Origin of the sequence: Microbacterium sp. Leaf159, from assembly GCF_001423615.1 — a bacterium.
GTDB lineage: Bacteria > Actinomycetota > Actinomycetes > Actinomycetales > Microbacteriaceae > Microbacterium.
The window spans coordinates 1670016-1682903 of record NZ_LMOU01000001.1; the positions used below are offsets into that span (position 1 = coordinate 1670016).

The window sequence follows — 12888 nt, forward strand, 5'->3', positions numbered from 1 at the left end:
CGGATGTCATGCACCGACCTGGAGGCCGCTGAGCTGAGCAGCTCCACGCTCACCGCCCGTGTCGAGGCTCTTGGCGCACGGATGACATCCATCCGCCATGGTTCGACTGCGGTCGAGCTGCTCGCCCGGCACGATACGAGAGTGTTGGAGGCCGCGGACAGGCCCGCACTCCCCGATGGTCACCTGAGATTCGCAGACGGCTGGAACGTCCTGATCCCCAACGCCGGCGATTCACGGGTGATCGACGGCGTCGAGCATGAGTACCACGGTGAAGCGGCGAGGCGGGCGTGGCAGCTCTCCGTCTCGGCGAACGCCGTCACCGCCTCGCTTGCGCTTCGCTCATTGCCGTTGAGCCTCACGAGGACTACGAGCCTCGTGGGCGACTCGCTCCTGGTCCGGCAGACCATCCGGAACGACTCCGACGTGCCGCAGCGCTTCGCCTGGGTCGAGCACCCCGTGTTCGATGGCGCGCTGCTCTCAGGCGGAGGCGCAGTCCGAGTCGGCGCGTCCTCGGTCCCGCTGGTGCAGCTCGGACAGGGCGGCTTCGACAGCGCCCGTGTCCCGGCAGGATGCGCGTGCGTCGAACTTCCGGACGCTCGCCTGGCGCTACGGCTCCATTGGGATCCGCACGTGCTGCCGCACATGCACGTCTGGCAGGAACGGCGCAGCATCCTCGGACCACCGTGGTTCGGGCGAGTCGACGGAGTCGGCCTCGAGCCCGCTTCGCACGGCCCCGGTGATCCGGAGTTCGGTCTCGGTCCTCTCACGCTCGAACCGTTCGGCACCCTCGAATCCTTGCTCCGCCTCGAGGTCATCGAGGCGGAACGAGGAGAGTCGCCGCAGCCCGTCGAGGCTGCTCAGTAGGTGGCGCGGCCACCGCTGATGTCGTAGACCGCGCCTGTGGAGAAGCTGACTCGCTCTGACGCGAGCCACGCGACGAGCTCAGCGACCTCTTCCGCCGTCCCCACCCGCTGCATCGGGATGAGGCTGGTGATGTGATCCAGAACGTCCCGCGCGGTCTCGTCGTTCATCGGTGTGGCGATCACGGCCGGGGCGATGGAGTTGACCAGCACACCGCTGGTGGCGAGTTCCTTCCCCGCCGACTTCGTGAGAGCGATGACGGCGGCCTTCGACGCCGAGTACACCGCCAGATTCGGGTTGCCGTCCTTGCCCGCCATGCTGGCGAAGTTGACGACGCGCCCCCAACCGCGGGCCTTCATACCCGGAATGAACGCTGACATCATCGACACAGTGCCCATGACGTTCACCTCGAACGTCGCCCTCCACTGCTCGACACTCGTATCGACCAGCGGCATGTTGGGACCCACGACCCCGGCGGAGTTGATGAGAATGTCGACCGGTCCGATGCGGCCTGCCAGTTCATCGATGGCGGCGCAGTCCGTGACGTCGAGAACCTCGTCGACGTCGCCGGCCACGTCCACCGTGGTCACTCGGATGCCTTCGCGGCGAAGACGTGTCGCCGTCGCGGCGCCCAGACCTCGCGCGCCTCCGGTGATGACTGCATGCTTCATTGGTGTTCTCCTGGAGTGGTGTCGCGCCGAGGGATCTCGACGTGGATCTTGGGGCCTGCACCGGCGCTCGGCGGTCGCTCCCCGGCCAGCACACCGGGGAGATCATCGAGGTCGAGCGTTGCGGCGATGAGAGGGTGGGGATCCACAGAACCGGATGCGTAGGCTTCCACAGTCGGGACGAGACCGGCAGACGCCCCGAGGATGCCGACGGCCGTCACATCTTTCAGGGCGAGAGTCCGAGTGTCGATCATGCTCGGGCTCCCGGCGAGTCCGACGTGAACGATCCTTCGGCCCGGCTCGACCAGATCTAGAGCCTTCGCGGGAAGATGCGGAGCGTTGGAGGCGTCGATCACTGCATGCCATGCGAGGTGCGGCAGGTCCTGTTCTGTCCAGACACCCTCGAAGCCGAAGCTCCGTGCGAAGTCGAGCGAGCGTCCTGGGCGTCCCAGCAGATGCACCTCCACGCCGGCCGCCCGGGCGAACAGACCGCAGAGGAGACCGATCGTCCCCGGTCCGAGCACGAGCACGCGCTCGCCGGGGAGCACACCCGCCGCATCGACCGATCTCCACGCGTTCCCGCCCGGTTCCACCATGGCTCCGGCCGCGTCGTCGACCGAATCGGGTAGCGCGACGAGGGCGGATGCGGGCACAGCGACCTGCTGAGCGAGAGCGCCCGGTCGACCGCCCCGCACGCCGAGCTCCTGGCGGAACTCGCACACATGGTGAAACCCGCCGCGGCATCGGGCGCAGACACCGCAGCCGAGCATCGTGTCGCCTGTGACCCGCTGGCCGAGCCACGACTGATCGACCTCGGAACCGACTGCGGTCACGGTGCCCATCCACTCGTGACCGATCCGAACCGGGTAGGCGGCATGACCGTCGTGCAGATACTGCATCTCACCCGTGTAGAACTCGACATCGGTTCCGCAGATGCCGGCTCGCATGACGTCGACGATGACCTCGTCCGGCCCTGCGACCGGATCTACGACCGACTCGACCGATGCCTGGCGCGGCCCTGAGATGACGAGCGCTCTCATCGGGGTTCCCGCACGCTCTGACGCTGGTGGCCGAGGCCATCGATATCAAGCTCCATGACATCGCCCGCCCGCAACCAGATCGGCGGTCGATGGCCCATCCCCACCCCTGGCGGGGTGCCGGTGTTGATGAGGTCGCCGGGCTCCAGCACCATGAACTGGCTGATGTAGTGGACGATGAAGTACGGATCGAAGATCATCGTCGACGTCGACCCATCCTGTCGGGTGACTCCGTTGACCGAGAGTCGCATGCCGAGATCGAGTACGTCGGGGACCTCATCCTGAGTGACGAGCCACGGGCCGACCGGGTTGAAGGTCTCGGCGGACTTGCCCTTGAGCCACTGGCCGCCGCGCTCGAGCTGGAAGGCACGCTCGCTCACATCGTTGACGACGACCCAACCGGCGATGTGTTCCTTCGCCTGTGCGGGCGACTCCAGGTAGCTCGCACGGCTGCCGATCACGATGCCCAGCTCGACCTCCCAGTCCGGCTTCGTCGCGCCCCGAGGGATCCGCACATCGTCGTTCGGACCGACGATCGTGTTGGGGGACTTCGTGAAGAGGATCGGCTCGTCGGGTACTGCCTGGCCGGTCTCCGCCGCGTGGTCGCTGTAGTTCAGCCCCACACAGATGATCTGATGGGGCCGCGCGATGGGTGCTCCGATCCGCTCACCGAGCAGCGAGTGAGTATCGCCGGCAGACGTCCGGTGAGCGACGACGGAGGACAGGCTTGCGAGACCGCCACTGGCGAAGAAACCCTCATCGAAGTCATCGACGACGTCCGACAGGTCGACATAGGAATCGTGGTCGATGAAGGCGACGGGCCTTTCGAATCCGACCTCGCCGATACGAGCGAGCTTCATGGGTTCTCCTTCTCTTCGCGCAGCCCCTGCCACGGTGACACTCGCATGCCTCGGACTCCGGGCCTGGTGGTGAACAGCTTCCCCGAGTCCGGATGACGCGCGAGCTGTGCTTCGGTGAGCCCCTGCCGGGCTGTGGTGATGACGAGCACATCGAGGTCGAGACCGGCGAAGGCGACGCTCGACACATGCGGAACGTCGAGGACGATCGTGGTGACCAGCTCTCCGTCCGGCGTGTAGCGCCTCACCTGACCGGCGCCCCAGACGGCGATCCAGAGACACCCCTCCTCATCGGTGCAGATCCCGTCCGGGAATCCTTCCTCGAAACGGATCAGCGTCTCTCGCGCTCCGACTCGACCCGTCGTGGGTTCATAGTCTCGGCGATACACCGAGCGGCGCTCGGTGTCGACCGAGTACATCACCGTTCCGTCCGGGCTCCAGGCGAGACCGTTCGACAGCGTCAGGTCGTCATCGATGACGGAGACATGCCCAGCACCATCCACTCGAGCGAGGATCTCCGTGCTCGACGGGCCTGCAAGTGACAGACTGCCGACAACGAATCTGCCGACCGGGTCGGGTTTTCCGTCGTTGAGCCGCGCGTCGAGCTCCGCCCGGATCAGCGTGGCGATCCTGCGCGACGACCCACTCTCGTCGAGAGTGACGAGTTCGCGCCCGTTGGCCACGATCCATGATCCGTCGACCGCCACGGCGACCGCTCCGACGGTGCCCTCGAACGCCACGGTATCGACCAGCTGAATCCGGCCGGACGGCTCGAGGACGCCGATCATCACGAGTGCACGATTGATGTCGACCCAGAGAAGACGCTGGCGATGCGGATCCCAGACCGGTCCTTCGCCGAGCTCGCACGCGGTCTCCTCGGCGAGCAGGACACGAGGCGTTGCCGTCATTGGCTTCTCTCTCTCGACGAGGTGCTTCACTGGGTGCACATGGTTCCAGGACCCGATGTGGTCTCGATGGCTACTATAATCATTTTCCGACATACAAACCCAATTTCCGAAAGTTGGTAAAGCGCATGCACGGAGAACTCAGGAGTACAGAGTGGTACTCCGGCGACGATCGAAACGCGTACATCCACCGTGCATGGATGCGACGCGGCACACCCGACAGCGCATTCCGAGGCCGCCCGCAGATCGCGATCGCCAACACGGCATCGGACCTCACCCCCTGCAACTCTCACCTCGACGAGATCGCGCAGTCCGTGAAGAACGGGGTCTACGAGGCTGGCGGCATACCGTTGAACCTTCCGGTCGTCTCCCTCGGCGAGACCCAGGTGCGGCCCACCGCCATGCTCTGGAGGAACATGATGGCGATGGCGACGGAGGAGATGCTCCGCGCCAACCCCATCGATGGAGTCGTCCTCCTCGGCGGCTGCGACAAGACGATTCCCGCTCTGCTGATGGCTGCCGCCTCCGTGGACATCCCCGCGATCGTCATCCCCGGTGGCCCCATGCTGACCGGGCACTTCCGTGGCGAGGCGCTCGGATGCGGCACCGACGTCTGGCGGCTCAGCGAGGAGGTCCGTGCCGGCACCCTCAGCGAGACTCTGTTCAACAAGTCCGAGTCGTCGATGATCCGCTCCAAGGGGCATTGCAACACGATGGGCACTGCATCGACGATGGCACTCGTCGCCGAGGCGCTCGGAACTATCGTTCCGGGGCTTGCAGGGACCCCCGCGCCTGACAGCCGTCTGCTCGAGATGTCGCACCATACAGGGCGCCTTGCCGTCGATCTCGTCCACCAGGATCGCAGGCCCTCGTCGTTCCTGACGAAAGCGAGCTTCCACAACGCGATCGTCGCGCTCGCGGCGATCGGCGGATCCACCAACGCCGTCGTGCACCTTCTCGCGATCGCGGGGCGGCTCGGCATCGATCTCAGCGTCGACGACTTCGACCGGATCGGGTCGGATGTTCCTCTTCTCGTCAATCTGCAACCCGCCGGACGCTATCTCATGGACGATCTGTACCGCGCGGGGGGCTTCCTCGCGGTTATGAAGGAGGTCCGGGATCTGCTCGATCCCAGTGCCCTCACTGTGACCGGGAAGCCGCTGACCGACTATCTCGACGAGGCTCAGATCTGGGATCCCGATGTGATCTCGCGACGAGCCGCGCCTCTTCAGCCGGCCGCAGGCATCAGCGTCGTCCGTGGATCGCTGGCCCCCGGCGGTGCCATCATCAAGCCCGCAGCGGCGTCTCCGCATCTGCTCAAGCACCGTGGCCAGGCGGTCGTCTTCGACTCGATCGAGGACTTCCACGACCGGATCGACGACCCTGATCTCGAGATCGACGAGACCTCTGTGATGATCCTCCGCGGGTGCGGACCCATGGGGTATCCGGGCATGCCCGAGGTGTCGAACATGCCACTCCCCAAGAAGCTCCTGGAGAAGGGCGTGCGCGATATGGTCCGGATCTGCGACGGACGGATGTCGGGAACCGCGTACGGCACCGTCGTCCTGCATGTCACCCCCGAAGCCGCCGCGGGAGGTCCGCTCGCCCGCGTGCGCACGGGCGACTGGATCGAACTTGATGTGCGCAACCACCGACTCGACGTCGACGTTCCCGCCGCGGAGTTCGCCGCGCGCGGCGTCAACGAGGCCACGGTCGCGGGCTTCGCGAACCCACGGCGAGGGTGGGAGCGCCTGTACGTCGATCACGTTCTGCAGGCCGACACCGGAGCCGATCTCGACTTCCTGGTGGGCTCCAGCGGGTCGGAGGTCTCGCGTGAGTCCCACTGAGACGACAACCCTTCGCGCGCCGGACGCCGTTCTTCTCGAAGGGCTTGATGCCGTGGGGATCGTGGCGAAGACGCGCGCCACAGATCGCCTGGCGGCGGCGCATGACGGCTCCCACTATCTTCTGACCCCGCAGGCCGTCGTGTCGGCACGAAACATCGAGGAGGTGGCAGCCACGCTGCGGGTTGCGCGCAGATCCCGAGTATTCGTCGCCTTCCGTTCGGGTGGAACCAGCCTCTCCGGCCAAGCGGGCACAGACGGTCTGCTCATCGACTCGCGCACCCATTTCCGCGCGGTGACTCCGTCGGATGACGGGTCGACCGTGAGAACAGGCTCCGGCGCGACCGTTCGCGCCGTGAACACGCGGCTGCGTCGGCACGGAAGAAAGCTCGGCCCGGACCCGGCGAGCGAGATCGCCTGCACGATCGGCGGAGTGGTCGCCAACAACTCGAGCGGCATGTGCTGCGGCACTCATTCGAACACCTACCGCACGCTCGTCTCGTCAGTGTTCGCTCTCCCCTCGGGCACAGTCATCGACACAGCAAGCCCCCAGGCCCGCTCGCTGTTCGCCAGAGCCGAGCCGCGCATCCATGAAGGGTTGGCAGCACTGCGTGATCGCATCCGCTCCTCCGCGGAATCGGTCGCGACGATCGAAAGGCTCTATTCGATCAAGAACACCATGGGTTACGGACTCAACTCGTTCCTCGACCACCACGACCCGCTCGACATCCTCGAGCACTTGCTCGTCGGCAGCGAGGGCACCCTGGCCTTCGTGTCGGAAGCCACCTTCCGCACCGTGCCCCTTCTGCCGCACGCCGCGACCGGCCTTCTCGTGTTCCCCTCCCTGAGCGATGCCACCAGAGCCCTGCCCGAACTGGTGGACCAGGGCTTCGCCGCCATCGAGCTGCTCGACGCGACGAGTCTGCGTGTGGCTCAACGAGACCCCGAAGCCACCCCGGAACTGCGCGACCTGATCGTCAGCGATCACGCCGCGTTGCTTGTCGAGCATCAGGCGGAGAACGCCCTGCAACTCGACGGGCTCATCGCTGAATCCATGCCACTGCTCGAGCAGCTGTCACTCACCAGCCCCCCGACGCTCACAACGGACAACACAGTGCGCGCCCAGCTCTGGCACATCCGCAAGGGGCTCTTCACTGCAGTGGCCGGCTCTCGGCCCTCCGGAACCACGGCGCTGCTGGAAGACATCGCGGTCCCGGTGGAATCTCTCCTCGCGACCTGCAGGGGCCTCACCGAGCTGTTCGACGCCTTCGGCTACGAAGACAGCGTGATCTTCGGCCACGCCAAAGACGGAAACGTCCACTTCCTGCTGAGCGAGCGCTTCGACGACCCGCAGTCGCTCGCGCGGTACGAGGCCTTCACCGAGGCGATGGTCGACCTGGTCCTCGCGCACGGAGGCACTCTGAAGGCTGAGCATGGCACCGGGCGGATCATGGCTCCCTTCGTCCGCCGTCAGTACGGAGATGAGCTGTTCGAGATCATGCGCGAGGTCAAGGAGCTGATCGATCCGGATCGCCTCTTGAATCCCGGAGTGCTTCTGTCTGATGATCCTCGTGCCCATCTGAAGAGCCTCAAGGTCGCACACCCCGTCGAGCAGGAGGTCGACCGCTGCGTCGAGTGCGGGTACTGCGAGCCGGTCTGCCCCAGCAAAGACCTCACCCTGACTCCGCGAGAGCGGATCGTCATCCGACGCGAGATCGCCGCAGCGGAGTTCCAGGGAGACACAGAACTCGCCCGCCAGCTTCGCTCCGAATACGAGTACGACGGCGTCGAGACCTGCGCAGTGGACGGGATGTGCCAGACGGCTTGTCCGGTGCTCATCAACACAGGGGATCTCGTCCGCCGTCTCCGCGCCGAGAACCAGAGCGCGGTGTCAGAAGCCGGATGGAACATCGCCGCGAAGAACTGGGCGCCCGTCAGTCAGGTCGGCGGCGTTGCGCTGACGGTGGCCGCCGCGCTGCCCGCGGCTCTGCCGCGATGGGGCACTGGAATCGGACGGGCGATGCTCGGCGCCGATGTCGTGCCGATGTACAGCGCAGACCTCCCAGCTGGAGGTCGCCGCCGCCGCATCGCGTCGCAGCAGTCCGCGGTCGCGGTCTACTTCGCCAGCTGCACGACGACCATGTTCGGGCCCGCCGCCCCCGGCTCGGCCGGCGTATCGGCATCCTTCCTCGAGCTGTGCGACCGTGCGGGCGTGGCCCTTGCGCCCCCCGGCGACCTGCCCTCGCTCTGCTGCGGGACGCCGTGGAAGTCCAAGGGGCTCACCGTGGGCTACGAGACGATGAAGAAGAAAGTCGCGGAGTCGTTGCGAGAGGCCAGTCGCGACGGTGAGCTGCCGATCGTGTGCGACGCCTCATCGTGCACCGAGGGGCTGGAGCTCCTGCTCGACGCGGCCGGAGAGGCGCGATTGACGATCATGGATGCTGTCGAGTTCATCGACCGATACGTGCTCGACGCTCTCCCCGAGGCGGATCGGGTGGAAACGATCTCACTGCACCCGACGTGCTCCTCCACGCGCATGGGTATCAACGCCTCGCTCACGCGTGTCGCGGAGGCGGCCGCGACCGAGGTGCGCATCCCGGACGAGTGGAGCTGCTGCGGCTTCGCCGGCGATCGCGGCATGCTCCATCCTGAGCTGACCGCGTCTGCCACAGCCCGAGAAGCCATCGAGGTCGGTGCGGCGCAGTCCTCCGCGCATGCATCGCTCAACAGGACCTGCGAGCTCGGGATGACCCGCGCGACCGGACAGCCTTACCGGCACATCTTGGAAGTGCTCGCGGACACGATCCGCGGAAAGTAGACCATGGCGACGATGCTCACCCTCGCCGACATCCAGATCCGCGATCCTTTCCTCTACACGGATCGCGAAAGACACGAGTATCTGCTGTTCGGCAGCACCGACCCCGATGTCTGGCAAGGCGAGGGCGTGGGATTCGACTGTTATCGCAGCAGCGACCTCGAGACGTGGCAAGGGCCGATACCCGCGTTCCGACCGCCACGCGGGTTCTGGGCGACACGAAACTTCTGGGCGCCCGAGGTCCATGCTTACCGGAATCAGTTCTTTCTCTTCGCGACTTTCGCAGGTGACGGCCATCCTCGCGGTACTCAGATCCTCGTCGCCGATCGCCCCGAAGGTCCCTACCACGAGCACTCCGTCGGCCCGGTGACACCGCATGCATGGGAGTGCCTCGATGGCACTCTCCACGTGGACTCGGCCGGCCATCCATGGATCGTGTTCTGCCACGAATGGCTCCAGGTCGTCGACGGCGAGATCCATGCCCAGCGGCTGTCGGAGGATCTTCGCCGCGCGATCGGCCCACCGCAGCGACTCTTCTCAGCATCCGAGGCGGGGTGGGTGCGCCCGACCACTCACGAGTGGATGTCGGGTTGCCGACAAGGTTTCGTGACGGACGGTCCATTCCTGCATCGGATGCGATCTGGCGCTCTGACCATGCTGTGGTCGAGCTTCGGCGAGGAGGGCTACGCGATGGGCACTGCCACATCCTCGAGCGGGACCGTCCTCGGGCCCTGGAAGCACGAGAGCGTCCCGCTGTGGTCGCGAGACGGCGGACATGGCATGGTCGCTCGGACCTTCGACGATGAACTCGTGCTCGTCCTGCACCAGCCCAACGAGACGCCCCACGAGCGCGCGATCTTCCTTCCGATCCACGAGCGCGAGGGGACGTTGCAGATCGGGCCCTCATCTGAACCCGGCAGACGTTCCCGATAGTCAGTAGGCCGGATTCTCCGCAATTTGCGCAAGTTTTTTGGCGGAGAGGGACCGCTTGCCACACTGAGATGCCGACACACCGCCCTCTGTCATCTTCGACGCCGAAGGATCACACATGTCTCTCACCCCTCGAGCGCTCCCACGCCCCCCGTACGACGGAGATGTCGCGCGCGCGTTGGAACGTCTTGTCGCCGACGGTGTGCGCTTGAGCATGGGACGGGCCGACATCGAGACTGTACGAGCGGCGGCAGCGCCCGCACCGACGACTGCGGCGGACGTGCTCGGGTTCGAGGAGCGCGAGGTTTGGGTGCCCGGCTATGGCGGCGATGAGATCCGGCTCGCGATCTTCTCACCCCGTGGCGCCGCCTCAACGACAACCTGCCTGTTCCAGATCCACGGAGGTGGAATGGTCTCGGGGAGTCGTTATGACGGGATGGACGCCATGCTGCGGTTTGCGCAGGAGCTCGATGCGACCGTCGTCTCCGTCGAGTATCGGCTCGCCCCCGAACATCAGGATCCTGTTCCGGTCGAGGATTGCTATGCGGCGCTGGTCTGGGTGGAGAGCCATCGGAGCGATCTCAACATCGGAGACCGTCTCGTCGTCGCTGGCGGGAGCGCCGGTGGCGGACTCGCCGCCGGAATCGCGCTCCTCGCACGGGACAGGAAGGGGCCCACGCTCGACGGGCTGTTTCTCATGTGCCCGATGCTGGACGACAGGGACGCCACTGTGTCAACCCACCAGTTCGACGGAGTCGGGATCTGGGATCGAACGAGCAACCAGACAGGATGGTCAGCGCTGCTTGGCGATCGGATCGGATCGGACGACGTGTCCATCTATGCCGCGCCGATCCGAGCGCAGTACCTCGGCGGGCTTCCACCGACCTATCTCGACGTCGGCTCCGCGGAGGTCTTCCGCGACGAGGACGTCGCTTTCGTGTCGCAGATCTGGGCTGATGGCGGGGACGCTGAGCTTCACGTGTGGCCGGGCGGAACACACGGATGGGAGATTCTCGCTTCCGAAGGCTCGATGGCGGTCGGAGCGGATCAGATCCGTCGCCGCTGGCTCAGCCGATTGCGCGAATCGTGGACGGCGCTCTGAGGATCGGCGACACCCGCCGGGCGATGCTGGTCGTACGCGCCCGCGGATTCAGACCTCCGCGCTCGCGGCATCGCAAGCACTGCTCATGCGGACGAGTTTCGGCCGTGTTGCGGAGGTCGTGAGCCGCACCCTCTCCCCCGAATGAGCTGACTCCAAGAGAGCGAGCATCGCGTCGAGCGTGTGCAACGCGAAGTCACCGTCTGCGCGCGCAGTTCGACCCTCCCGGATCGATGCGATGAATTCCAGGAGGCCGACTCCGCGAGCAGCGTCGACATAGCCCGCACTCGGCTCGATGACAGTCCATGGCGTATCGGAAGAGTTCGTCATCGACACGTCTCCTGAGAACTGATTGGGGTCAGGCACGGAAAGGCTCGCGAGCTCGCCGTGCACCTCGATGGGTGAGGATCTCGTCGCTGCTGCATCGAAGCTCATCGTGAGAGTGGATAGGACGCCACTCTCATGCTCGAGCACCCCGGACACATGCGTCAGGACGGTCACCGGTACTCTTTCGCCGGCCCGCTGCCCGCTGCCGATCGTGCGTTGGGTCCGCAGGCTGCTTCCCGCCGCGATGACCGATCGCACCGGCCCGAGCAGATGCACGAGCGAGGAGATGTAGTACGGACCCATATCCAGAACCGGCCCGCCGCCGGTCACATAGTAGAAGTCCGGATTCGGATGCCATGCCTCGTGCCCCGGTGTGACCATGGTCGCCGTCGCACTCAGCGGGCGACCGATCGCTCCGCCGTCGATCACTGCTCTCGCGGTCTGGACTCCGGTGCCGAGAACGGTGTCGGGCGCCGAGCCCACCGCGACACCCGCCCTACGGGCTGCTTCGAGAATGGCTCGACCATCGGCCATCGTGATTGCGAGAGGCTTCTCGCCGAAGACGTTCTTGCCATGAGCGATCGCCGCAAGCGCGATCTCGGCGTGGGCGGCGGGGATGGTCAGGTTGAGGACGGTGTCGACCTCTTCATCGGCGAGCAGCTCCTGCACGGACAGAGCACGGGCCTCAGGCAGTCGCTCGGCAACCGCTGCTGCACGGCGTTCATCGAGGTCCGCGACCGCGGTGATCGCGACATCGGGGTGGCCGACGAGGGTTTCGAGATACGCGCCCGAGATCGATCCGAGTCCGACGATCCCTACACGGTGCGGCTGGCCCATAGCATTCCTCTTTCGATGATGGTGCGGACAGACGGGTTCTCGAGCACCGAAAGCGAGTGCCCCGGAGTCACCACGACGACGCGGCCTGCTCCCCAGAGTCTCGTCCACACGGCCGGCGAGACCACCGGCCGATGCCAGGGCTGCCAGGCCTGCGCAGGATGTGTGGTCGTCGCAAGCACGTCGTTGAGATCGTCATGCAACACCCAGTACTGCTCGCTGGTGAGTGGGAAGTCGTCGAGACCACGGGTGATCGGGTGGGCTCTGCCGAGGTCCGTGATCTCGACCTCGTAGGTCAGATCGTTGTTCTGTTCCGAGCCCTCGACGACCAGATCAGGCCGTCTGCTCGGGTGGGTCGCGAACTGGCCCCCCACGAGATGCAGGTAGTCGGATGAGTTCCGGTAGGAATCCGCAATACCGCCGTGCCAGCCGACGAGCCCGGTGCCGGCGGCCACCGCTGCCTGCAGCCCTTCGACCTGGCCGGGAGTCGCCTCCGACATCGTCACGGACTGCACTATGAGATCCGTCTCGGCCATGGCGACGTCATCCTCATACACCGCAGGCGATTCCTCAATGCGCACGTCATAACCGTTCTGCTGCAGAAAAGGCAGGAAGAGATTCGTCGACTCAACCGGATGGTGTCCTTCCCAGCCGCCTCGGACGACGCATGCGATGCGCTTCGCCATCTGTTCTCCTTCGGGATAGGCGCCG

11 protein-coding genes are annotated in these 12888 nt (G+C 65.8%); 5 read left to right on the forward strand and 6 right to left on the reverse strand.

Going from position 1 to position 12888, the window contains the following annotated elements; genetic code table 11:
- Positions 1-3 precede the first annotated feature (3 nt).
- Positions 4-864 (forward strand): hypothetical protein, encoded by an 861-nt coding sequence (locus ASF80_RS07970; RefSeq protein ID WP_056309602.1) that lies wholly within the window; start codon positions 4-6, stop codon positions 862-864.
- Here ASF80_RS07970 and ASF80_RS07975 read toward each other — a convergent pair.
- Genes ASF80_RS07975 through ASF80_RS07990 form a run of 4 tightly spaced genes read right to left on the reverse strand, consistent with a single transcriptional unit; the run spans position 858 to position 4331 of the window.
- Positions 858-1532 (reverse strand): SDR family NAD(P)-dependent oxidoreductase, encoded by a 675-nt coding sequence (locus ASF80_RS07975; protein WP_056309604.1) that lies wholly within the window; start codon positions 1530-1532, stop codon positions 858-860. The two genes, ASF80_RS07970 and ASF80_RS07975, sit on opposite strands and share 7 nt — an antisense overlap.
- A complete protein-coding gene (locus ASF80_RS07980; RefSeq protein WP_056309606.1) occupies positions 1529-2569 on the reverse strand; it encodes a zinc-dependent alcohol dehydrogenase in 1041 nt (346 codons plus the stop codon). Before ASF80_RS07980 ends, ASF80_RS07975 begins: the two co-directional genes overlap by 4 nt.
- Positions 2566-3426, reverse strand: coding sequence for a fumarylacetoacetate hydrolase family protein (locus ASF80_RS07985; RefSeq protein WP_056309608.1), 861 nt, complete (start codon positions 3424-3426; stop codon positions 2566-2568). Before ASF80_RS07985 ends, ASF80_RS07980 begins: the two co-directional genes overlap by 4 nt.
- Positions 3423-4331, reverse strand: coding sequence for an SMP-30/gluconolactonase/LRE family protein (locus ASF80_RS07990; protein ID WP_056309611.1), 909 nt, complete (start codon positions 4329-4331; stop codon positions 3423-3425). The genes ASF80_RS07985 and ASF80_RS07990 overlap by 4 nt, the downstream gene beginning before the upstream one ends.
- A gap of 125 nt (positions 4332-4456) precedes the next feature.
- Here ASF80_RS07990 and ASF80_RS19280 point away from each other — a divergent pair, with 125 nt between their 5' ends.
- The 4 genes from ASF80_RS19280 to ASF80_RS08010 all read left to right on the forward strand — a co-directional run bounded on the left by ASF80_RS19280 (position 4457) and on the right by ASF80_RS08010 (position 11019).
- Positions 4457-6175 (forward strand): IlvD/Edd family dehydratase, encoded by a 1719-nt coding sequence (locus ASF80_RS19280; RefSeq protein ID WP_056309613.1) that lies wholly within the window; start codon positions 4457-4459, stop codon positions 6173-6175.
- Entirely contained in the window at positions 6162-8990 is a 2829-nt protein-coding gene (locus ASF80_RS08000) for an FAD-binding and (Fe-S)-binding domain-containing protein (protein WP_056309615.1), read from the forward strand. The genes ASF80_RS19280 and ASF80_RS08000 overlap by 14 nt, the downstream gene beginning before the upstream one ends.
- Positions 8991-9002: 12 nt before the next feature.
- Positions 9003-9920, forward strand: coding sequence for a glycoside hydrolase family 43 protein (locus tag ASF80_RS08005; protein ID WP_056311918.1), 918 nt, complete (start codon positions 9003-9005; stop codon positions 9918-9920).
- 115 nt (positions 9921-10035) lie between these two features.
- Complete coding sequence (locus ASF80_RS08010; protein WP_056309618.1) at positions 10036-11019, forward strand: alpha/beta hydrolase; 984 nt, start codon at positions 10036-10038, stop codon at positions 11017-11019.
- A 48-nt stretch (positions 11020-11067) separates the two neighbouring features.
- Here the strand turns inward: ASF80_RS08010 and ASF80_RS08015 are convergent, their stop codons facing one another.
- Complete coding sequence (locus tag ASF80_RS08015) at positions 11068-12180, reverse strand: Gfo/Idh/MocA family protein (RefSeq protein WP_056309621.1); 1113 nt, start codon at positions 12178-12180, stop codon at positions 11068-11070.
- Complete coding sequence (locus tag ASF80_RS08020) at positions 12159-12863, reverse strand: ThuA domain-containing protein (RefSeq protein ID WP_056309623.1); 705 nt, start codon at positions 12861-12863, stop codon at positions 12159-12161. Before ASF80_RS08020 ends, ASF80_RS08015 begins: the two co-directional genes overlap by 22 nt.
- Positions 12864-12888 lie beyond the last annotated feature (25 nt).

Excerpts from the sequence above, each read along its gene's own strand:
- ASF80_RS07970 (WP_056309602.1), top strand. The coding sequence starts at position 4 with ATGTCATGCACCGACCTGGAGGCCGCTGAGCTGAGCAGCTCCACGCTC.
- ASF80_RS07975 (WP_056309604.1), bottom strand. The coding sequence starts at position 1,532 with ATGAAGCATGCAGTCATCACCGGAGGCGCGCGAGGTCTGGGCGCCGCG.
- ASF80_RS07980 (WP_056309606.1), bottom strand. The coding sequence starts at position 2,569 with ATGAGAGCGCTCGTCATCTCAGGGCCGCGCCAGGCATCGGTCGAGTCG.
- ASF80_RS07985 (WP_056309608.1), bottom strand. The coding sequence starts at position 3,426 with ATGAAGCTCGCTCGTATCGGCGAGGTCGGATTCGAAAGGCCCGTCGCC.
- ASF80_RS07990 (WP_056309611.1), bottom strand. The coding sequence starts at position 4,331 with ATGACGGCAACGCCTCGTGTCCTGCTCGCCGAGGAGACCGCGTGCGAG.
- ASF80_RS19280 (WP_056309613.1), top strand. The coding sequence starts at position 4,457 with ATGCACGGAGAACTCAGGAGTACAGAGTGGTACTCCGGCGACGATCGA.
- ASF80_RS08005 (WP_056311918.1), top strand. The coding sequence starts at position 9,003 with ATGCTCACCCTCGCCGACATCCAGATCCGCGATCCTTTCCTCTACACG.
- ASF80_RS08010 (WP_056309618.1), top strand. The coding sequence starts at position 10,036 with ATGTCTCTCACCCCTCGAGCGCTCCCACGCCCCCCGTACGACGGAGAT.
- ASF80_RS08015 (WP_056309621.1), bottom strand. The coding sequence starts at position 12,180 with ATGGGCCAGCCGCACCGTGTAGGGATCGTCGGACTCGGATCGATCTCG.
- ASF80_RS08020 (WP_056309623.1), bottom strand. The coding sequence starts at position 12,863 with ATGGCGAAGCGCATCGCATGCGTCGTCCGAGGCGGCTGGGAAGGACAC.